Annotated in this window: 23 protein-coding genes; 15 read left to right on the top strand and 8 right to left on the bottom strand. The window is 39.2% G+C overall.

Annotation, left to right across the window (positions count from 1 at the left end; all coding sequences use genetic code 11):
* Together HCCG_RS03180 and HCCG_RS03175 are read left to right on the top strand one after the other, a co-directional pair.
* The gene (locus HCCG_RS03180; protein WP_002955984.1) at positions 1–621 is read left to right on the top strand and encodes a hypothetical protein; all 621 of its coding nucleotides are present in this window, start codon (positions 1–3) and stop codon (positions 619–621) included.
* Positions 608–3,685 (top strand): type I restriction endonuclease subunit R, encoded by a 3,078-nt coding sequence (locus tag HCCG_RS03175; protein WP_002955983.1) that lies wholly within the window; start codon positions 608–610, stop codon positions 3,683–3,685. Before HCCG_RS03180 ends, HCCG_RS03175 begins: the two co-directional genes overlap by 14 nt.
* 38 nt (positions 3,686–3,723) lie before the next feature.
* Here HCCG_RS03175 and HCCG_RS12800 read toward each other — a convergent pair whose 3' ends face one another.
* Positions 3,724–3,852, bottom strand: a complete 129-nt coding sequence (locus HCCG_RS12800) for a hypothetical protein (protein ID WP_268257951.1) — start codon at positions 3,850–3,852, stop codon at positions 3,724–3,726.
* Positions 3,836–4,921 (bottom strand): cation diffusion facilitator family transporter, encoded by a 1,086-nt coding sequence (locus HCCG_RS03170; protein WP_015453884.1) that lies wholly within the window; start codon positions 4,919–4,921, stop codon positions 3,836–3,838. Before HCCG_RS03170 ends, HCCG_RS12800 begins: the two co-directional genes overlap by 17 nt.
* A 105-nt stretch (positions 4,922–5,026) precedes the next feature.
* On the opposite strand from HCCG_RS03170, the gene HCCG_RS03165 reads away from it, so the two are divergent.
* The 11 genes from HCCG_RS03165 (at position 5,027) to HCCG_RS03115 (ending at position 12,821) form a co-directional block, all read left to right on the top strand.
* On the top strand, positions 5,027–5,548 hold the full coding sequence (locus tag HCCG_RS03165; protein WP_014667441.1) for a DMT family transporter: 522 nt from the start codon (positions 5,027–5,029) through the stop codon (positions 5,546–5,548).
* A complete protein-coding gene (locus HCCG_RS03160; protein WP_002955980.1) occupies positions 5,548–5,865 on the top strand; it encodes a DMT family transporter in 318 nt (105 codons plus the stop codon). The genes HCCG_RS03165 and HCCG_RS03160 overlap by 1 nt, the downstream gene beginning before the upstream one ends.
* Before the next feature lie 81 nt (positions 5,866–5,946).
* Positions 5,947–7,152: an argininosuccinate synthase gene (locus HCCG_RS03155; protein WP_002955979.1), complete on the top strand. Its 1,206-nt coding sequence runs from the start codon at positions 5,947–5,949 to the stop codon at positions 7,150–7,152.
* Positions 7,153–7,157: 5 nt separating this feature from the next.
* A complete protein-coding gene (locus HCCG_RS03150; protein WP_002955978.1) occupies positions 7,158–8,072 on the top strand; it encodes a hypothetical protein in 915 nt (304 codons plus the stop codon).
* Positions 8,072–8,623, top strand: coding sequence for a hypothetical protein (locus HCCG_RS03145; RefSeq protein WP_002955977.1), 552 nt, complete (start codon positions 8,072–8,074; stop codon positions 8,621–8,623). Before HCCG_RS03150 ends, HCCG_RS03145 begins: the two co-directional genes overlap by 1 nt.
* 66 nt (positions 8,624–8,689) lie before the next feature.
* Entirely contained in the window at positions 8,690–9,505 is an 816-nt protein-coding gene (minD, locus tag HCCG_RS03140; RefSeq protein ID WP_002955976.1) for a septum site-determining protein MinD, read from the top strand.
* Entirely contained in the window at positions 9,502–9,753 is a 252-nt protein-coding gene (minE, locus tag HCCG_RS03135; RefSeq protein ID WP_002955975.1) for a cell division topological specificity factor MinE, read from the top strand. Before minD ends, minE begins: the two co-directional genes overlap by 4 nt.
* Complete coding sequence (locus tag HCCG_RS03130) at positions 9,754–10,836, top strand: divergent polysaccharide deacetylase family protein (protein WP_015453883.1); 1,083 nt, start codon at positions 9,754–9,756, stop codon at positions 10,834–10,836.
* A 36-nt stretch (positions 10,837–10,872) separates the two neighbouring features.
* Positions 10,873–11,658 (top strand): DNA-processing protein DprA, encoded by a 786-nt coding sequence (locus tag HCCG_RS03125; RefSeq protein WP_002955973.1) that lies wholly within the window; start codon positions 10,873–10,875, stop codon positions 11,656–11,658.
* A complete protein-coding gene (gene ruvX, locus HCCG_RS03120; RefSeq protein WP_002955972.1) occupies positions 11,658–12,080 on the top strand; it encodes a Holliday junction resolvase RuvX in 423 nt (140 codons plus the stop codon). The genes HCCG_RS03125 and ruvX overlap by 1 nt, the downstream gene beginning before the upstream one ends.
* A gap of 99 nt (positions 12,081–12,179) precedes the next feature.
* Positions 12,180–12,821: a TetR/AcrR family transcriptional regulator gene (locus HCCG_RS03115; RefSeq protein WP_002955971.1), complete on the top strand. Its 642-nt coding sequence runs from the start codon at positions 12,180–12,182 to the stop codon at positions 12,819–12,821.
* Here HCCG_RS03115 and HCCG_RS11915 read toward each other — a convergent pair.
* Positions 12,759–13,082: a hypothetical protein gene (locus HCCG_RS11915; RefSeq protein ID WP_133247155.1), complete on the bottom strand. Its 324-nt coding sequence runs from the start codon at positions 13,080–13,082 to the stop codon at positions 12,759–12,761. The genes HCCG_RS03115 and HCCG_RS11915 overlap by 63 nt on opposite strands.
* Before the next feature lie 578 nt (positions 13,083–13,660).
* The gene (ybeY, locus tag HCCG_RS03110) at positions 13,661–14,326 is read right to left on the bottom strand and encodes an rRNA maturation RNase YbeY (RefSeq protein WP_230197842.1); all 666 of its coding nucleotides are present in this window, start codon (positions 14,324–14,326) and stop codon (positions 13,661–13,663) included.
* 124 nt (positions 14,327–14,450) lie between these two features.
* On the opposite strand from ybeY, the gene speA reads away from it, so the two are divergent.
* Both speA and cysE read left to right on the top strand, forming a co-directional pair.
* Positions 14,451–16,301, top strand: coding sequence for a biosynthetic arginine decarboxylase (gene speA / locus HCCG_RS03105; protein ID WP_002955968.1), 1,851 nt, complete (start codon positions 14,451–14,453; stop codon positions 16,299–16,301).
* A 13-nt stretch (positions 16,302–16,314) separates the two neighbouring features.
* Positions 16,315–17,073, top strand: a complete 759-nt coding sequence (gene cysE / locus HCCG_RS03100) for a serine O-acetyltransferase (RefSeq protein ID WP_014667432.1) — start codon at positions 16,315–16,317, stop codon at positions 17,071–17,073.
* A 198-nt stretch (positions 17,074–17,271) separates the two neighbouring features.
* On the opposite strand, the gene HCCG_RS03095 is transcribed toward cysE, so the two are convergent.
* Genes HCCG_RS03095 through accD form a run of 4 tightly spaced genes read right to left on the bottom strand, consistent with a single transcriptional unit; the run spans position 17,272 to position 19,976 of the window.
* Positions 17,272–18,294, bottom strand: a complete 1,023-nt coding sequence (locus HCCG_RS03095; RefSeq protein WP_002955966.1) for a hypothetical protein — start codon at positions 18,292–18,294, stop codon at positions 17,272–17,274.
* Complete coding sequence (dksA, locus tag HCCG_RS03090) at positions 18,295–18,651, bottom strand: RNA polymerase-binding protein DksA (RefSeq protein ID WP_002955965.1); 357 nt, start codon at positions 18,649–18,651, stop codon at positions 18,295–18,297. It abuts the gene before it with no gap.
* A 19-nt stretch (positions 18,652–18,670) separates the two neighbouring features.
* The gene (rlmH, locus tag HCCG_RS03085; RefSeq protein WP_002955964.1) at positions 18,671–19,129 is read right to left on the bottom strand and encodes a 23S rRNA (pseudouridine(1915)-N(3))-methyltransferase RlmH; all 459 of its coding nucleotides are present in this window, start codon (positions 19,127–19,129) and stop codon (positions 18,671–18,673) included.
* Complete coding sequence (gene accD / locus HCCG_RS03080; protein ID WP_002955963.1) at positions 19,101–19,976, bottom strand: acetyl-CoA carboxylase, carboxyltransferase subunit beta; 876 nt, start codon at positions 19,974–19,976, stop codon at positions 19,101–19,103. The genes rlmH and accD overlap by 29 nt, the downstream gene beginning before the upstream one ends.
* Position 19,977: the final 1 nt, after the last annotated feature.

Genomic DNA, 19,977 nt, shown 5'->3' with positions numbered 1-19,977 from the left:
ATGGTATCCATACTTTTAGATTCTAATGTATTTGATTTATTGTTTGACAAGGATATGGGTCAAATACGAATTGATATTAAAAAAGAATTACCACAGGAACAATATAAATTATTTATAACAAAGCGGGTGGAAATAGAATTAAAGCCTATAAACGATAAAAACCCTGCATTTTATGAATTTATTAGCAGTTTTCAATTTAAAGATGTTCAATATTTTGGATTTGGGAATGCAAATAATCGCTATCAAAGAAATGGTGGATTTGGATTTGGATTTGCTCCAGACAATATGAATCAAATGGCTACAAAACTGAAAGATAAATACGATAAGCTATACCCAAACAGAAACAAACAAGATACAAGAAAAAGCAACGATTTATATAAAGAAGAAACAGATTTTGACTTAGCACTTCATAGCCTATTAGATTATTTTGTCATCACTTGCGACAGCAAGCAGGGCAAAGGCAAAAGACAGGGATATTTGAATGTTGCCAAAGGTATGGGTGGTAAAGTAATTTTTCTTGATGAGTTTGCAAAAAACTTAAAAGAGGGTAAGTATAAGTTTGGGGACTTGAGAAAGCTTATTGAAAACGAAATGGAAAGGATAAACAATGTCAAAAATTAACGAAGAGAGCATAGAAGAGCTATTATTAGAGACTTTGGGGAGTTTTGGCTATGAATGCAAAAATGCAAAAGAAGTCGTAAGGAAAAAAGATGAATGGATTATAAAAGAGATATTTTTAGATTCTATTATGCGTATAAACTTTGAATCTAAAAGCAATTATGACTTTTTAAGCTTGGAGCAAAAAGAGCATTTAGCCCTTGAAGCGTATAAAAAGATTCTAGCCTTAAGCGATGAAGAAGACTTAATGAGTGCTAATGCGAAAATGCACGCATACTTGATAGGTGGCATTACACTAGAGGCAATGGTAAATAGTGAGCAAAGGGGGATTAACCTAGAGTTACTAGACTTTGAGAATGTAGAAAATAACGCCTTTTTAGCACTCAATCAGTTTGTATTTAGCCCCAAAGATTCTGTGCGATGTGATATTTTGGTATTTGTCAATGGAGTGCCTTTGGTGCTATGTGAGCTAAAACACCCGCTTGATATAAACGCAGATTTACACAAAGCATATTTGCAGATAGAAACCTATAAGGAAAAGGCAAAAGAGCTGTTTATCCCAAATGCGTTGTGTATCATAAGCGATGGGGTAGATTCTAGGCTCGGTAGTTTGAATGCAGACTTTACACGCTTTCTAAAATGGCAGGGGCAAGGGGATATGCTAAGTGAAAATACGCGTGTCGTGGATATTTGCGAAGTATTAAAGCCTTGCGTGTTACTTGATTTCTTACGCTATTTTATCACTTATGAGCAAAGCTATACACAAGATACACAAGGCTATAAAGAATCTAAACTCAATAAAAAGATCGCCGCATATCATCAATACTATGCTGTAAATAAGGCAATAGAGAGTGCCAGAAAGGCTATGCAAAGCAGTGAAACAAACAAAAAAGGCGGTGTAGTATGGCACACTCAAGGCAGTGGCAAAAGTCTATCAATGGTGTTTTTCTGTGCTAAAGCCCTAAAAGAGCTTAATAACCCCACGCTTTTACTACTCACAGATAGGACGGATTTAGATAATCAACTCTTTAATACCTTTGCAAAGTCAAGCACACTTTTACAAACAAAGCCCTTGCAGTGTGAAAGCACAAAAGAGTTAAAAGAAACTTTTAAGCAAAGAAAAGGCGGGATAATCTTTAGCACAATGCAAAAGTTTAGAGATGAAAACGAACGCTTTGAGCTTTTAAGCCAAAGGGGAGATATTATCGTCATTGCTGATGAAGCCCACCGCACACAATATGGCTTTAGTGCAAGACTGCGTAGTGAATCCCTTGCCTATGGTTACGCACAAAATGTCCGCGATGCCCTGCCGAATGCTACTTATATAGGCTTTAGTGGCACACCGCTAGAAAAAGATAATGCAAATACGCGAAATGTGTTTGGAGACTATATAGACATTTATGATTTTCAAAAAGCCGTAGATGATGGTGCAACCCTGCCTTTATTTTATGAAAGTCGTTTAGCAAAGCTTCATCTAAGCGAAGAGGGCAAAAAGCTTATAGAATCTTTTGATACAGATAACACGCAAGGCAGTCTCTTAAAGCTGCAAGATATTATCGGGGCAAAAGAGCGATTAAAAAACATTGCCAAAGATATTTTAGAGCATTTTAACGCGAGAAAAGAAAAGCTTAAAGGCAAGGCAATGATAGCGTGTTCTAGCAGAGAAATTGCCGTGGATTTGTATAATGAGCTAGTAGGGCTTGAGCCAAGTTTGCATAGTGATGATTACACAACAGGCAGGGCAAAGGTCATCATCACTTCAAGTGCAAGTGATGGTGCAAAGCTATCAAAGTTTCACACAAGCAAAGAAGAGCAAAGATATATCGCAAATAGGGCAAATGATATAAATGACTGCCTAGAGTTTATCATCGTTTGTGATATGTGGCTAACAGGCTTTGACGCACCACCCTTGCATACACTCTATATTGACAAACCTATGAAAGGACACACCCTTATGCAAGCAATCGCAAGGGTAAATCGCGTGTATAAGGACAAGCCCTCTGGCTTAATCGTAGATTATATAGGCATTATGGCAGAACTCCAAAAAGCCCTGCAGTTTTACACACAGGGTAAATCGCAAAACTTCCTTGTAGATAAGCAAAAGCTAGTAGAAGTCGTCTATGAAAAGCACGAAGTATTAAAGCAAATGTTGCACGGCTTTGAGTATATGGGGTATTTTCAAGCAGACACAAGGGGCAAGCTTGACTTACTCTCACAAATCACAGATAAGATTTTAAGTGATGAAGAGTTAAAAAAGCGATTTTTAGATGAAGTGGTAAAGCTAGTGAAAGCCTATATTATGGTGCTACCAAATGATGAGATACAAAAGCTTTCAAAAGAAATTGCCTTTTTTGAGTTGCTAAAAAATCGCATTAAAAAGAGTGAATACTCCAAAGCCCAAGCTGATAATGCACTCAAACAAAGCCTTATTAAGCAAGTCATTGACAAAGAGCTAGTAAGTGAGGGTATGATAGATATTTTAGATAAAAGTCAAATTAAAACAGAAAATATCTCTATCCTTTCAAATGAGTTTTTAGAGGGTATGAGACATTATAAATATCCACATATCGCACTAGAGACTTTACGCAAACTCTTAAATGACGAGCTGCAAGCACGAATCCCAAAAGAGCTAAAAAGCAAAGGTTTGTATGAAAAACTTCATCAGATTCTAATGCAATATCAAAATAAACTCATAGACGCTGCAAAAGTCATTGAAGAGCTAATAGAGCTAAGCCAAGAACTCATCGCAAGTGATGAGAAAAAGCAAGATTCAGGCTTAAGCGATTATGAATACGCCTTTTATGAAGCATTGAGTGAGTTTAAGGAAGTAGAAGAGATTATGGGCGTAGAGAAACTGCGTGAGCTAAGCAAAGCGGTATTTTTTACGATTAAAGAGAATGTTACGCTTGATTGGACTTTGCGTGAGAGTGTGAGGGCAGAGCTAAGACTTGCGGTGAAAAAGGTGCTAAAGAAATACGGCTATCCGCCAAATAGCATACAGCTAGGCGTAGATAATGCCATCAAACAAGCCGAGCTTATCGCACAAGAGCTTATGGGGGAGAAATAATCACAAATAAGCAAATGTTGGCTAACGAATATAGAATCTTAGTTTTTTGCAAGTGGGGCTAAGGGGGCGGATTCTATTACTTCATTTAGAACATATTCCAAAGTCTCGCACTTAGAATCTTTGCTATCAAATAAGCTAAATTTTTGCACCCTACAACCATTTCGCATTCCCTGTAAAGCTTACAGATAGCCAAATCTTATAGCTTGGAATATCAAGGGATTTTTCAATCCTATCACGCACAGAATCAAACTCCGCTACCGAGCTAATCTTGGAATTTTTATCTATTAAGATATTGACTTCCACCATATAGAATCGCCCCGATTTCGCCACATGCGTATCATAATCGCTAAAGCCAAAATCTTTACTCAAAGATTCCATAATCTGCGTGATTTTAGAATCAATCTCACTTGGGGCAACCATAATCAAATCTTTAAAATTCGCAATGGCTATGCGGATAGGCGAGACACACAGCATTAACGATAGCACCGCTAAAAGCAAGGGATCAACATACATCGCTAAAGCACTCTTAGGACTAAGTAAGAAATAAATCACACCAAAAGCCCCCAATGCCCCCAAATACAGCACGCAGTCAATCTTCCACTCCGTATTATCCACTTTAATCAAATCAGATTCTAAAAGTCGCGTGTAAAACAGCGTATAAATAAACAAAATCGCACAAAACACAAACGCACACAGACTATACGCCACCGCCCCGCCAAGCTCCACCGCATAGCCGCCGTGAATGATACTCTGCAAAGCGTTTATAAAAGCATACACGCACACAAAGACTAGCACAAGGGATTTAAAGAGATTTACCATAGGCTCAAAGCGGACATAGCCGTATTGAAAAATATCATCATCTTCTTTATAAATGTAGCGAGAAGTAATCACGCTTAAAGCCCCAAGCCCCACGCTAATTAACGCTACAAAGCCATCAAAAATCACCGCCATAGATTTGACAAAGATTCCAAAGCTAATGCCAAAAATCGCTAGGATTAACGCACTATACATTGAGACTTTAAGGACAAACTGCTCTTTTTGTGCGGCTTTTTTAGAATCTGTCTTAAGGGCGTGTTTTAAGGCTAGAATCTGTGCTTTATGCTTGTCTTGCTTCTGTGTTGTGGAATGTTTAGATTCTGTGTGATTTAGTGAATCTGGCTTAGAATCTTGTTTGTATTTCCGCACACTTGTGCCATAAGAGCGGTGGTTGTATGATGTATCTTGCTGTGTAGTCATTATGTAGCCTTGTGGGTTAGTATTCTTACAAATGATTATGATTAAAAATGATTAATACGCAAAGGCTAGAATTGCGGGTGTATTTTGGGAGTTGAAAGGGTAAAAATGATTCAAAAAATCAACACAAAAATCACTATGGGTAAAAATCTAGCGTGGCTTTTAATCCTTATTGGTGGGATTTGTGAAGTAGCGTGGGTGAGTGGGCTAAAGTATGCCGACACACTACCGCTAAAAGCTTTGACCGGTGTTGGCATTGCTTTTTCCTTTACTTGTGCGGTTCTAGCGATGAAAAGGCTAGAGGTTAGCATTGTGTATAGTGTGTTTGTTGGCATTGGCACGGGTGGTGTGGTGATCGCTGAAATTGTGCTATTTGGCGAGGAGGCATCACTCATAAAAATCGCTCTTATCTCAACGCTTATGCTTGGAGTGTTGGGGCTAAAATGTAGCGTCAAAGAGAGTAAAACCGCACAAGACATACACGATCATTTACCCCAAGAGCTAGAATCTTTGTTTATAGAATCTAGCGATACGCAGGATTTTCAACACAATATTAAGCAAGATTCTAAAAATGGTTCAAAAAAAGCTGAATCTAGGGCTTCTAATACAGATTCTACAAAGGATAAATAATGCTATCTTGGATTTTACTTTTTATTGCTGGGGCGTTTGAAATCGCTGGTGTATGGACGATGAAAAAGCTCATCGATACCAAAAATAAAATCTATATCTTATGTCTTGCACTGATTTTTGCAGGGAGCTTTACCTGCCTATCTATTGCTATGCAAGAGATTTCTATGGGCGTGGCGTATGCGATATGGACGGGCATTGGTGCGGCTGGTGGTGTGCTTGTGGGGATTGTGTTTTTTAAAGAGGATAAGTCATTTTTGAAGCTTTTTTGCGTATGTGTGATTATCGCTTCTAGCGTGGGATTAAAGGCGTTGGGATAGATTTTTCACACAAAAGGCAAAATTTTCATTATAATGCGTGGTCTAGATTCTGTATTCACATCACATCAAAGGGAGAGAATTATGGCAATTAAAAAAGTCGTTTTGGCATACAGCGGTGGGCTTGATACAAGCGTGATTTTAAAGTGGCTTGGGGATAATTACAACTGCGAGGTGGTAACTTTCACCGCAGATATTGGGCAGGGAGAGGAAGTAGAGCCCGCAAGGGCTAAGGCTTTAAAGCTTGGCATTAAGAGTGAGAATATTTTCATTGAGGACTTGAGAGAAGAGTTTATCAAGGACTTTGTGTTTCCTATGTTTCGGGCAAATACCATTTATGAGGGCGAATATCTGCTAGGCACAAGTATCGCGCGACCTTTGATAGCAAAGCGGCTTGTAGAGATAGCAAAAGCCGTTGGAGCGGACGCAGTAGCACACGGCGCAACGGGCAAGGGCAATGATCAAGTGCGATTTGAGCTTGGAGCGTATGCGCTAAACCCTGATATAAAAGTCATCGCCCCTTGGCGTGAGTGGGAGCTAAACAGCCGAGAAAAGCTTTTAGCCTATGCGGAATCTGCTGGTATTAGCATTGAGAAAAAGCCTAATAAATCGCCATACTCAATGGACGCAAACCTGCTTCATATCAGCTATGAAGGGCAGATTCTAGAAGATCCAAATGCTGAGCCTGAAGAGGATATGTGGCGTTGGAGTGTCTCACCGATGAACGCACCAAATGAGCCTGAATCTATCAAGCTTGAGTTTGAAAAGGGTGATGGCGTGGCGATTAATGGAGAGAGATTAAGCCCGGCAAGATTCTGGGCGAAACTCAATGAGCTAGGGGGCAAACACGGCATAGGGCGGCTTGATTTAGTAGAAAATCGCTATGTGGGTATGAAGTCTCGTGGCTGCTATGAAACGCCCGGTGGCACGATATATCTAAAGGCGCATCGTGCGATAGAATCACTATGCCTTGATAGAGAGGAAGCGCATTTAAAAGATTCTATTATGCCTCGCTATGCGGAGTTAATCTACAATGGCTACTGGTTTAGCCCGGAGCGAGAGGCACTTCAAGCATTGATTGATAAGACACAAGAGCGTGTGAGTGGCGTGGTGTCTTTAAAGCTGTATAAAGGCAATGTGATTGTCGTAGGAAGAGAGTCTAAAAACTCACTCTTTAACGCCGCATACAGCACCTTTGAGGAAGATTCTGTATATAATCAAAAGGACGCCGCAGGGTTTATTAAGCTAAACGCCTTGCGTTTTATCATCGCTGGGAAAAGCAGGAGGTAGGAGCAATGACTCTGCATTATGTCAATGGCGGAGTGATGAGAAAGAATCTCAATAATCACTTTGACGCCTATTTTACAAAGCCAGAGATTGCCAAAATGCTTTTTGAAAAAACTAAAAAAATCATAGCAAAGTATGAAAATTTAGATAAATACACTTGGCTAGAACCAAGTGTTGGTGATGGGTGTTTTTATTCGCTTTTGCCTGAAAATAGAATCGGTATTGATATAAATGCAAGTAAATTTGATATTTTACAAGGCGATTATTTGCAATTTGAGTTGCCTAAAAAGCCCCTTATTGTGATAGGAAATCCGCCTTTTGGGCATCGTGGAGTGTTAGCCTTAGAGTTTATTAAGCATTCTAAAAATGCGGATTTTGTGTGTTTTATTTTGCCGATGTTTTTTCAAAGCTTGGGCAAAGGCTCAGTGCGTTACCGCATAAAAGATTTTCATTTACTCTATGAAGAAGCTTTGCCACATAATTCTTTTTATCTTGAAAGTGGTAGGGAAAAAGATGTAAAATGTTGCTTTCAAATTTGGAGTAAAGATTATAAAAGTGAGAGGCAAGAATTTAGCTGGTATGCTCAAAAAGAAAAGCAAGAACCTTTTAGTAAGATTCTAAAAGTAGTAACGGTATCTTTAGCGAAAAATAGAGAGTGTGGAAAGGAGTGGATTTTTAACAAAAAAGCTAATTTTTATCTCTCTAGCACTTTTTTTAAAGAAAATGCAGTGGTAAAGGATTTTTCTGGGGTTAAATATAAAAGCGGAGTGGCGATTATTTATAACGACAATGCACCAAAAGAAAAGCTTAATGAGTTGTTTTTGAACGCAGATTGGATAAAGTATAGCTCACTTGCTACAAATGGTTGTAGGCATATTGGCAAATCACATATTTTTCAACTTTTAGCTGAAGCGGGGTTTTGATGGACTTAGAAAAACTTTTATTAGAACTTATAGAGCAAAAATATAAAGAAGTGCAAAAGAAGCAAAAAAGCGGAATTTTTGAGAATATTTTGCACTTTGAGGGCAATGCCATAGGGCAGATTGGAGAAAAATTTGTTAAGGAAGTGTTTAAAGCCTTAAATCTACCGCTTGATGAATTGCCACAAGAAATTGTCCACGATGAGTTTGACCTGCTTTCTCGTGGTAAAAAAGTGGAGATTAAAACCGCAAGAAAAGGCTTAAATAACAATACTTTTCAATTTAATGGAATTAATCCAAAATACAATTATGACTATATTATTTTACTAGGTATTACAACGCAAAGTGTGCATTATTATATTGTGAATAAAAAGCAAGATTATCACTATAATCACACCTTAAGAAAAGAATATATTGAAGTTAATGACAAAGACAAGCAACTTGTAATGATGAATCCGGGCAATCAGGTCAATCTTAAGCTGACATTGAATCTAAAAGAATTAAAGCCGATTGCAAATTTTGCTGATGAGTTAAGAGATATTTTTTTGGTATAAGTGGGTTGTAAAGTTTTTATGCTTACAATAAGCGTTTTCGTTTTTAAATATTTTTAAGGAGAGAGAGTGTCGCAGGTTATTACCATTACTTCAGGCAAGGGCGGCGTGGGGAAATCCACCGCTACGGCAAACTTAGCCGTGGGACTAGCCCAAGAGATAGAAAAAGAGAATAAAAAGGTTGTGGCGGTTGATTTTGACATAGGGCTTAGGAATCTTGATATGCTTCTGGGGCTTGAAAATCGCATTGTGTATGATGTGATTGATGTAATGGAAGGCAAGTGTAATCTCTCCCAAGCCCTTATTAATCATAAAAAGACAAAAAATCTCTACTTTCTCCCCGCTTCGCAAACAAAGGATAAGACGATACTTGATAAGGATAAGGTTGGCGTATTGATTGATGAGCTAAGGCAGAAGTTTGATTTTGTGCTGATAGATTCTCCAGCTGGGATTGAAGGGGGATTTGAACACGCGATTTTATGGGCGGATAGGGCATTAATCGTGGTAACGCCAGAGGTTAGCTCCGTGCGGGATAGCGATAGGGTGATAGGCATAATTGATGCAAAAAGCCATAAGGCACAAAATAATGAAGAGGTGCAAAAGCATATCATCATTAACCGCATTAAGCCAGAGCTTGTGAAAAAGGGCGAGATGTTAAGCGTGGAAGATGTGCTTGGGATTTTGGCATTGCCACTTATTGGGCTAATCCCTGAAGATAGTAAGATTGTGAGTGCGACAAATAATGGTGAGCCGGTTATCTATACACAAGCCCCAAGTGCCAAATCATACGCAAATACCGCAAAGCGGATTCTTGGAGTAGATGTGCCTTTTGAGAGCTTAGAGAGTGAGGGAATGCTAGGGGCATTAAAAAGGATATTTAAATGAATTTGTTTGGTATGTTTGGTGGCTCTCAAAAAAGTGCGACAAACGCAAGGGAGCGGCTTAAACTTGTGCTATCCCACGAACGCACCGCAAATATCCCCTACCTTGAGGATATGCAAAAAGAGATTCTGCAAGTGGTGCAGAAATACACAAAAGCAACCGACATACATTTTAGCACAAATAGCAATAGCCACATATCCACCCTTGAAGTACAGATCACGCTAGGACAAATCACGACAAGGAATGTATAAGTGAGATTTTGCCTTTTTGTGCTTTGTGGGGTTTTTACGCTTTTTACACCTGCTACATTATGCAGGGCGGATTCTATCTCAAACCTTGCAGAATCTAAGAGCGATTCTAAGGTTATCGCCCACCCTTTGATTCGGGGCTTTAGCCAAATATTTCACAGACTGCATTCGGATAATTTTATAGAGCTTGATGAGATGAAACACAATAAGCCTACACGAGAGAATAACACAGAATCTGCAGATTCTAATGACTTTAATCAAAATGATACGCAAAGCCCCACGCAAGGTTCAACGATTGACAATAAGACCACATCACAGAATCCACAAAATCCACAAAATCTCAACACGCAAAATTCGCAGAATCTGCCCCTTGCTTCAAAGCCAAAGGTTTTACTGATAATGGACGACCTTTCAAAGCTCTCTCAAATTAAGGCTTTAGAATCTTTGCCCCTTAATATCACACCCTCCATTTTTCCTAAAACTCGCCATAATGGTATAACGCCAAATCTCGCTAAACGCGTTATTCAAAATGGCAAAATTTTTATGATTCACCTGCCCCTAGAGGCACAAAATTTTATGCAAAAAGAGCTAGAGCCTTTAAAAGTTGGCATTGATAAGCAGAGTTTAAAAGAGCAGATTCTGCAGATTAAGCAGGACTTCCCACAGCTTGTGTATCTTAATAATCACACCGGATCAAAATTTACCCAAAGCAAAACGGATATGAAAAACCTGTTAGAAGTCTTTGATGAGCTTGATTTGAAGTTTATTGATAGTGTTACAATTCCTAATCCCGCAAGTGAGATTCTCGCTAAAGAGCAAAAGCGGCTCATAATGCAAAGGGATATATTTTTAGATAATCAAACAAATATCGCTTATACCAAAAAGCAACTTCAATCACTTATCCAAAAAGCAAAGAAAAAGGGCTATGCCATAGCCATTTGCCACCCGCACCCTAGCACTTTTAAGGCGTTAGCACAAATGCAAAAGGAGCTAAATGCTAACTTAGAGCTTGTTTCACCCAGTGAGTTAGAAAACTTTTTGCGTGAAAATAACACTTTGTCCTATGTGCGTTCGCCATTTTTCTAGATTCTAATGTGCGTTAAAAATCTCAAGGGGTGCAAGATGAAAGCAGATATACAATCTTTAGAATCTATCCCTTTAAATCTTAAAGCATTAAAAAATCCACCAAAAAAGCTTTTTTATAAGGGTGGGGCATTAGATTCACTGCTTCAAGTACAGCCTAAAATCGCCATTGTCGGCACAAGAAAGCCTAATCCTTACACAAAGTCCTTTGTTGCTAAACTCGCTTCAAATATCGCAAAGCTTCAAGGTGTAGTGGTGAGCGGAGGGGCGATTGGTGTGGATATTATCGCACATATTCACGCTTTTCCACGCACGATAATGTTCTCCCCCTCAAGCCTAGATATTTACTATCCGCGTTCAAATAAAACAATGATTGAAAAAATGATGCAAGAATGTGCGGTAATAAGCGAGTATGAAAGCCCATATATGCCCCATAGATTTAGCTTTTTAGAACGCAATCGGCTTGTGATTGCCCTAAGTGATGTGGTGATTATCCCCCAAGCAGATAAGCAAAGTGGCTCAATGCAGAGTGCTAGAATCGCCTGTGAGCTTAAAAAAGAGCTTTTTGTCCTGCCTCATCGTTTGGGGGAGAGTGATGGGACACAAGAGCTTTTAGCCAAGGGCAAGGCACAATGTATTTATGATATAAATGCGTTTTTGGAAGGGATTTTTGGCGTGAAATTGCAAGAAAATGATGAGGTTTTGGCATTTTGTATGAAGAATCCTAGCTTTGAGGAGGCGTATTTAAAATTTGGTGAAAAGATTTATGAATACGAGCTTGAAGGCAAAATCGTGCGTGAATCTGGAAGCATACGGGTGCTTTAATGGAAAACAAAAAGATTCTAGCCTGTGATGTGGGGCTAAAAAGGATAGGTTTAGCGGTTACACAACTTGGCATTATCCTGCCAATAGAGCCAATCATACGCAAAAATCGCAATCAAGCCTCTAAGGAACTAAGCGAGATATTAAAAACGCGTGAGATTGAGATTCTAGTCGTTGGACTGCCAAGCGGTGGGGAAGCGGGGCATAGTGATACGCGTAAAAGAATCTTGCATTTTGTGGGGCTTGTTGCATTTGGCGGGGAGATAGCCTATATTGATGAAGATTATACAAGCCTAGAGGCTTTGCAATCAAGTGCGTATATGGGAGTGCAAAATCGGCTTAAGATTCAAAAAGATGGGCGGCTAGATTCTCTTAGTGCGACTTTGATTTTAGAAAGATTTTTAGAATCTAATAATCCTTTATAGGCGTTATTTTAATAATATAAACATACTTTTGTTTGTAAAAAGTATGTTAGAATCTTGGCGTGATTTTTGCACTCTATATTGAGATATTAAAGGCAGGTTATGGCTTTGAAAACCCCTATAAAAACGACAAATAAGATTCTAGATATTTCACTCAAACTCTTTAGCACTTATGGCTTTGAAAATGTCAAAATGCAGGATATTATTGATAAGTTAGCATTGAGTGGATACACAAAGGGGGCAATTTATCATCATTTCAAAAATAAAGAGGATATTTTGTATGCGATTTTGGGGCGGTATGATGAGCAGAATGAAAAGATTTGGGAGATTGAACGCTCTCAAATCAATGGACGCGATAAGCTAAAAGCTCTTATCCTGCTTCATCTTAAGCATATTTTGACGCACAAGGAGATTATTAAAAGCTCATTATCGCTTTTGCGTTCTATGCAGACATTAGCCTATAAGCAACAGCACATACAAACACATCTTACGCCCATTGTAGAATCTATGATAGAAGAGGGCAATAGCGATGGCTCACTGAATGTAGCCTATCCAAAGGCAGCGAGTGAAATGCTCGTGTGGGGTGTGTATATATGGCTTGATAATGCGTTGTATCCTTTGAATCAAATGGAATACACCTATAAAGTGCGGCATTTGCGGATAATGTGCGAGGGTGTGGGCTTAAGCGTGATTGATGAAGAAATAAGTGCGGAGTTTCTTGCCGTGTGGCGAGAGATACGATAGCGGAGAGCGTGTTGTGCGTGAAGTGCTGTGTGTCGTGTAGTGTCTTTTAGAATCTAGCCCCCAAACCAAACCACAGAATCCAAAACCGATTCTATCCTTTGTCATACTGAGTGTAAGCGAAGTATCCCTGCTTGAAACATTTTGATTTTTAGAGTTTTTCTTTTCTTTCTTTCTTTTCATAAGGGGGGGAGGGGCTTGAATTTGCAAGTGTGGGTTTGTAGCTTCGCTACTGCGCGCGAAGTCGGCTCGTAGTCGTGCCACTCGCTCCCCCTTATATATCGTTCGCAATCGTGTCGCTCACCCCTACAACGCTTTTATAGGTTTGCATTTCACGCGATTTAATTTTATGTGGCAAAGTCGTGCCTTGCCACTGCTATAGTTTTAGAATCTACTTGAGATTCTGCGCTAACAGAATCCATAGAATTAATGGTTGCACACAAAGTGTGCAACCATTACTCTCGCCTGCTTTGTAGTGTATAAAATCGGATTCAAGGCGGGCAGAAGTGTCCCTCTGCCGATTTTATGCTAGTAGAAGGAATAGCGAGGCTCGCCCCTTGATTGCCGATGTAGTCTCGCAAATCCCATAAGGGTAAAAAGCGGAGACTTTTTCGGGGCTAAGGGGTGAGCGACACGATTGCGAACGAAGAGGGATAAACCTTTTTTCTTTTTGCGGAAGTGGTAGAGAATATTTTTTATATTTGTGAATCTTGATAGATAGATTCTGTTGTTTTGGAATCCATACTCCCCTTAAAAAATAAAAAACTTAGAATCTTAGAATAGATACTTCGCTTCGCTTTAGTCGTGATAAGATTCTGCGGTTTTTGTGGATTGCTTCAGTCCTAAAGAGCTTCGCAATGACGGAGAAAGGGTGTTTTTTTGCTGTCGTTGCTAGAATCCGCCTCTGCCCTTACAATCAAGCTTTGTTTTAGCCCGATAGATTCTATAATACACTGTTCTAAGGCTCTTTGCTCCCCATTATCCACTTCGTGATCAAAGCCTAAGATATGCAAAAAGCCGTGGATAAAAAGCAAACTTATCTCATCTATCAGGGTATGATTGTAGCTTTCACTCATTGCTTTGGCAAGCTCGGTGTTTATCACAATGCTTCCTAAAAGGCGTTCAAATGGGGCGGTGCTATCTAAGGGGCTAAAGTCAAAATCGCTTTCCATAAAATCGCCCTCCGCAAAATCACACGCCATAAAATCACATTCTAAAGGGAAGCTTAGCACATCTGTTGTGCTAAGCTTGCCCCGATGTGTGCGGTTAATCTCTCTCATTGTTTTGGAATCTACAAAAACCACTTCAAGACTGCAATGTGAAAAATCCCCCTTGATTAGCCCAAGATTCCCTATCTCAAGCAAAAGCTTCTCTAGCTCATTTTTATAAGGGCTACTCTCATCTATCTCAAGCTGTGGCATAGGGCTAGATTCAGTGTATCGTGTTTGCAAAGTTATCTCCATTGTATTGATTGTATTTTGTGTGGCGTTTTGGTGTGGATTATACATTTTTATGGGATTTATCTCAAGTTTAGAATCCCTTTTTACAATCTCTTATTTAGAATCTTGTAGCTTGATAAAAACTCACAACTTGCTATAATGCAAACTCATTTTTTGTAAGCAAGGAATCGCTATGGTGGATTATGGGATTAACTTTTGGGGCAATAATGACTTTATTATTTCTGAAGGCAAGGTTAAGGTGAATTACAAGCATAGACCAGCTCTTATTGATATCGTTCAAGACGCAAGAGAGCGGGGGTATAAAGGACCTTTGCTTTTGCGTTTTCCACATTTAATCAAAAATCAAGTGGATAAGGTGTTTAAGGCTTTTGAAGGGGCGATTAAGGAGTATTCCTACAAGGGCAAGTTTAAGGCGGTTTTTCCTTTGAAGGTTAATCAAATGCCAAATTTTGTTTTGCCCCTTGTGGAGCAAAGCCAAGATAAATGCTATGGACTAGAAGCAGGGAGCAAATCCGAGCTTATCCTAGCTATGGCTTATACGAATAAGAACTCGCCCATCACGGTAAATGGATTTAAAGATAAGGAGATGATTTCTCTAGGTTTTTCAGCGGCGAATATGGGACACGACATTACGCTAACGATTGAAGGGCTAAATGAGTTAGAGACAATTATTGAAGTGGCACACGAACTAGGAGAGCCTTATCCAAATATAGGGCTTAGAATACGCCTTCACAGCACAGGTGTGGGAATCTGGGCAAAAAGCGGGGGTATAAACTCAAAGTTTGGGCTAACAAGCACAGAATTGCTAGAAGCCATTAAAATGCTTGAAAAAGAGCAATTACTGCATAAATTTACGATGATTCACTTCCACATCGGCAGTCAAATCAGCGATATTTCACCGCTTAAAAAAGCCATACGAGAGGCAGGAAACATCTATGCCGAGCTAAGAAAAAAGGGGGCAAAAAACCTGCAATGTGTGAATATCGGCGGAGGCTTAGCGGTGGAATACACCCAGCACGAGGGCAAGAATAATCGCAACTATACATTAAGTGAGTTTAGCGGTGATGTGGTGTTTTCACTACGAGAAATTGCGAAAAATAAAAAAGAGCCAGAGCCGGATATTTTTATAGAATCTGGTCGTTTTATTGCCGCAAGCCACGCCGTGCTTGTAGCACCGGTGCTAGAGCTTTTCTCACAAGAATACGATGAAAAAGCCCTGCGTCTTAAAAAGAGCAACCCACCGCTTATAGAGGAGCTTTTTGACTTGTATAATAGCGTGGTTGAGAAAAACGCCATTGAGTATTTGCACGATAGCCTTGATCATATGGAATCTTTACTCACACTTTTTGACTTGGGCTATATTGATTTGCAAGATAGGAGCAATACCGAAGTGTTGGTGCATTTGATTATCAAAAAAGTTATAAAGCTTTTGAAGCATAAAAACTATAATGAGATTTTGCAGATTCAAGAGCAGGTGCAAGAGCGGTATTTGCTTAATTGTAGCTTTTTTCAAAGTTTACCTGATTATTGGGGCTTGGCACAAAACTTCCCTGTTATGCCACTTGATAGGCTTAATCGCCGCCCAAACCGTTCTGCTAGTTTATGGGATATTACTTGTGATAGTGATGGTGAGATTGCTTTTAATGCGAGTTCGCCCCTATTTTTACACGATGTAGATGTAACAAAGGAGGAGTATTTCTTAGGATTCTTCCTTGTGGGGGCGTATCAAGAGGTGCTGGGAATGCGACATAATCTTTTTACGCACCCAACGGAATTTAGCGTTGAGTTTGATGATGATTTAAATAAAGGCTATGAGCTAGAAAATCTCATTGAGGCACAGACGATTTTAGATGTGCTAGATGATTTAGATTATGATACAAAGGATATTGAGCGGCGGCTAAAGCAACATATTGAAGAAAATCAAAATCTTGATAGTGAGGGCAAAAAGGAAATGCTAGGGCGATTATATGTAATGCTAAGTGAGAATGGCTATCTCCGCACCATTACGACTAAAAAGCAATAGGCTAGTTTGAGATATGGAAACACAAAAAGCAGAAGAGCAAAAAGTTAGCTTGTGGCAGATGATAAAAGAGGATTTTTGCATAGTGCGGCAAAAAGACCCTGCGATTAATAGCAGTATAGAGCTATTTTTTAATTATCCCGGGCTTATTGCATTGGTGCATTATCGTATCGCACATCGTTTGCATAGGGCTGGATTCAAGGTTGTGGCTAGAATCATTATGGGACTTACAGGTTTTATTACAAATGTAGATATTCACCCTGCTGCAAAGATAGGTAGGCGAGTGTTTATTGACCACGCCATTGGTGTGGTGATAGGCGAGACGGCAGAAGTTGGCAATGATGTGATGATTTATCAAGGAGTAACGCTTGGAGGGACAAGCCTTGATAAAGTCAAAAGACACCCTACTATTGAAGATGGCGTGGTGATTGGAGCGGGGGCTAAGATTCTAGGGAATATACGCGTTGGGGAGAATGCTAAGATTGGGGCAAATTCTGTGGTGATAAAAGATGTACCTAAAGACTGCACGGCAGTTGGGATTCCCGCACGGGTAATAGTCAAAGGCAGGGCAAAAGAAGCAAGTGCGATAAATAAGCTACCTGATATTGATAGAGCATTGTTTGAATATCTTTTAAAACGCATACAGATTTTAGAATCACAGATTGTAGAATCTATGTCAGATTCTGCTGAAAATGCTACATCACAAAAACACCAAAATGAAAAAGAAGAACTAGATAGAATCTACTCGGCTTTCTTGCGTAGTTTGAGGGGGTAAATCTTGCTTTGGTAGATTTGGAAAGATTCTAAATTTGCCTAAAGACATAAAACAAAATCATTTATGGAAGTTTTGAGTTGGAATTATGGCTTTACCAAGCCTAAGGCAAAGCTTTTGGGGCTAGGGGAGATAAGCCTAGAGCTACGCAAACACTCACTCAAGGCTTAGCCAAAGGTAAGTAATCCTAAAATCCGTGGCTTATGATAAAACAAAAATATCAAATGGATAGTTTTTGCCACTAGCTTTTAAGTCTAAATACGCATCAATAGCTGTATATTCGCCCTTAGCGTGGGATTTGTGTCGCTCTTTTGCCTTATCAATCATCTCTAGTTCAAACAGCACATAGAAAAACGCCATTTCCGCATTTTCATCATTATCCGCACATTCTTCAAAGAATCTAATCCATTCATCAGGGTTTAATATACCTTTGCTTTCCTTGGCGTATTGGATATATTCAAACGCATCACACCCCGCACTTTTGAAGCTTTCACTTAAATGCTTAGTTTCAATCGTGTTTGGATATTTCAAATACACCTGCAATAATTCCTGCACCAAAGCTTTATCAAGGGTAAGGTTTGGTAGCTGGGCTACAAGCTTATCTAAATCTTTTGAATCACCATTTTTTAGAATCTCAAGTGCTGCGTAGCTTTTCAGCTCATCTGGGTATTCTTTATCTAAAAGTGAAAAGCCATTTTTATAATCGGCTTTAATCTTATTTTTGAGATTTTGGAGATTAAACTTATTGTCCTTGCTTAAATGATATTTTTTCAAATCCACAACTTTGCCGCTCATCACATCTTTGTAGGTTTCAAATAGGCTATCAATTTTTCGGTTAAAACTCTCCATAGAATCAAGTCTAGGCTTAAGATAGAATCTTTGCAAAATTTTTGATAAATCCCCAAAGGCTTTGCGTTTATATACGCGGTCTTTAATGGGTTGATTGAGTGCTTGTTCGTTGATTTGCGTAAGGAGTTTGTCATAGTCACTTTTACGATGATAATCTTCTAGCATTTCTTTCGCCCACGCTGAAGCAAAGAAAATCAAAGTCATTATAAAAAACACAAGCACAATCCCTAGAATCCAAACCGCCACAGGTAATGTTAGCTGTGTTGTGCTAAAGGGCAAATCATAAGTATAAGTGCTAGATTCCAAACTATACACATATAGCCCCATAATAAACATAAAGACAAATGAGAAAATAACATAATATTTGAGTTTCATCTATCGCTCCTTTTTTTGAGATTTTTCATAAAGCTCACGGCAGTTAATGCAATACTTTGCGTGAGGCTTGACTTTGAGACGCTCTACATCAATTTCATCATCGCACATTTCACAGATTCCAAAGATACCATCTTTAAGCTTTTGCAAGGAGTTGCGAATATCACGCATTTCATTATGATACAAATCAATCATACCCATTTCTAAATTCCCCTGCAGTCCAGCCCGGACAATATCACCCTCATCTTTATGATGCGTATCTTGGATATTTTTTATCTGCGTATTTTTGTGGCTGATACTTTCACTGAGCTTGTCAAGTCGTTCATTAAGAAGTGTTTCAAAAAATTGATAATCAATCATTGTGTCCTCCTATGTATCTCTATTTATGGTAAGGGTGAGATTGCAAAATACTCAATGCCCGATAGATTTGCTCACACAGCACAAGTTTAGCGATTTTATGGCTAAGGGTTAGGGTGCTAAGACTAATGCTTTGACATAGATTCAAAAATTCTTTTTCAAAGCCATACGCTCCACCGATAAAAAATTGAATGATATTTTGGGAATCTAAAAGGCGTGAAAAGCCTTGTGAATCATAGCTTTTCCCTTGTGGGTGCAGGGCGAGATTAAGGGCATTTGGCTTAATATATGGCAAAAAAGCCTGTGTGTAAGCATTTTTAGCGTAAGTGGCTGAAATCTTTTGGGCTTTAAGCACATTTTGGGGCATAAGCTCAAAGCTTTCTATATAAGCACCAAACTGCCTACACTGCATACATAGCTCCTCTTGCACCGCTTGGTATTTTATGTCTTTTTTAGCTATAGAATAGATGTTGATTTGCATAGCTTGGGTTAAGCATTTTACTTAAATCACTTAAAGTTTTTTTCAAATCTTTGCGATCTACGACCATATCAATAAGCCCATGTTCTAGCAAAAACTCCGCGGTTTGGAATCCTTCTGGTAAATCCGCACCGATAGTTTGCTTAATCACTCTAGGACCAGCAAAGCCTATAATCGCACCGGGTTCAGCAATGATAATATCACCTAAAAACGCAAAACTCGCACTCACCCCACCAAAAGTGGGATCAAGTAGCACGGAGATGAAAGGGAGCTTTGCATCGGCGAGTTTATTTAACGCAGCGGAAGTTTTTGCCATTTGCATAAGTGAAAAGGTGGATTCTTGCATTCTTGCTCCGCCACTTGTGGATAGAATGACTAAAGTTTGCTTTTTAGCCACCGCTCTATCAATAGCACGGACAATCTTTTCCCCCTCCACAGAGCCGAGAGAGCCGCCCATAAAGGCAAAGTCAAATAGCACAATTTGCATTTCAATACCATTTAAAAGTGCTTCTCCTGCGATGACTGAACTTGCCCTGCCTGTTTTCTCCTCCCCTTCAGCAATCCGCTTTTTATAGCTTTTTTTATCCATAAATTCCAAAGGGTCAATAGGGCGTAAATCTTTATCAATTTCAATAAAAGTGTCTTTATCACATAGCATTTCTAGGCGTTCTTGTGTTGAGATTCTAAAATGATAGTTGCATTTAGGGCAGATATGGGATTGTGAGAAAACCTCTTTATAATACATCAAAGCATTGCAACCGGGGCATTTGAGCCAATGATTAGGTGCATCGTTTTTTTGCTTTTCCATTGCCTCTTCTTTTTTCCCTTTGAAAAAATCGCCAAGACCCATA

The sequence above is a fragment of the Helicobacter cinaedi CCUG 18818 = ATCC BAA-847 genome, from assembly GCF_000155475.1.
Taxonomy (GTDB): domain Bacteria; phylum Campylobacterota; class Campylobacteria; order Campylobacterales; family Helicobacteraceae; genus Helicobacter_C; species Helicobacter_C cinaedi.
The sequence above is the reverse complement of the archived record's forward strand: the minus strand, read 5'-3'. Positions and strand labels throughout refer to the sequence as shown.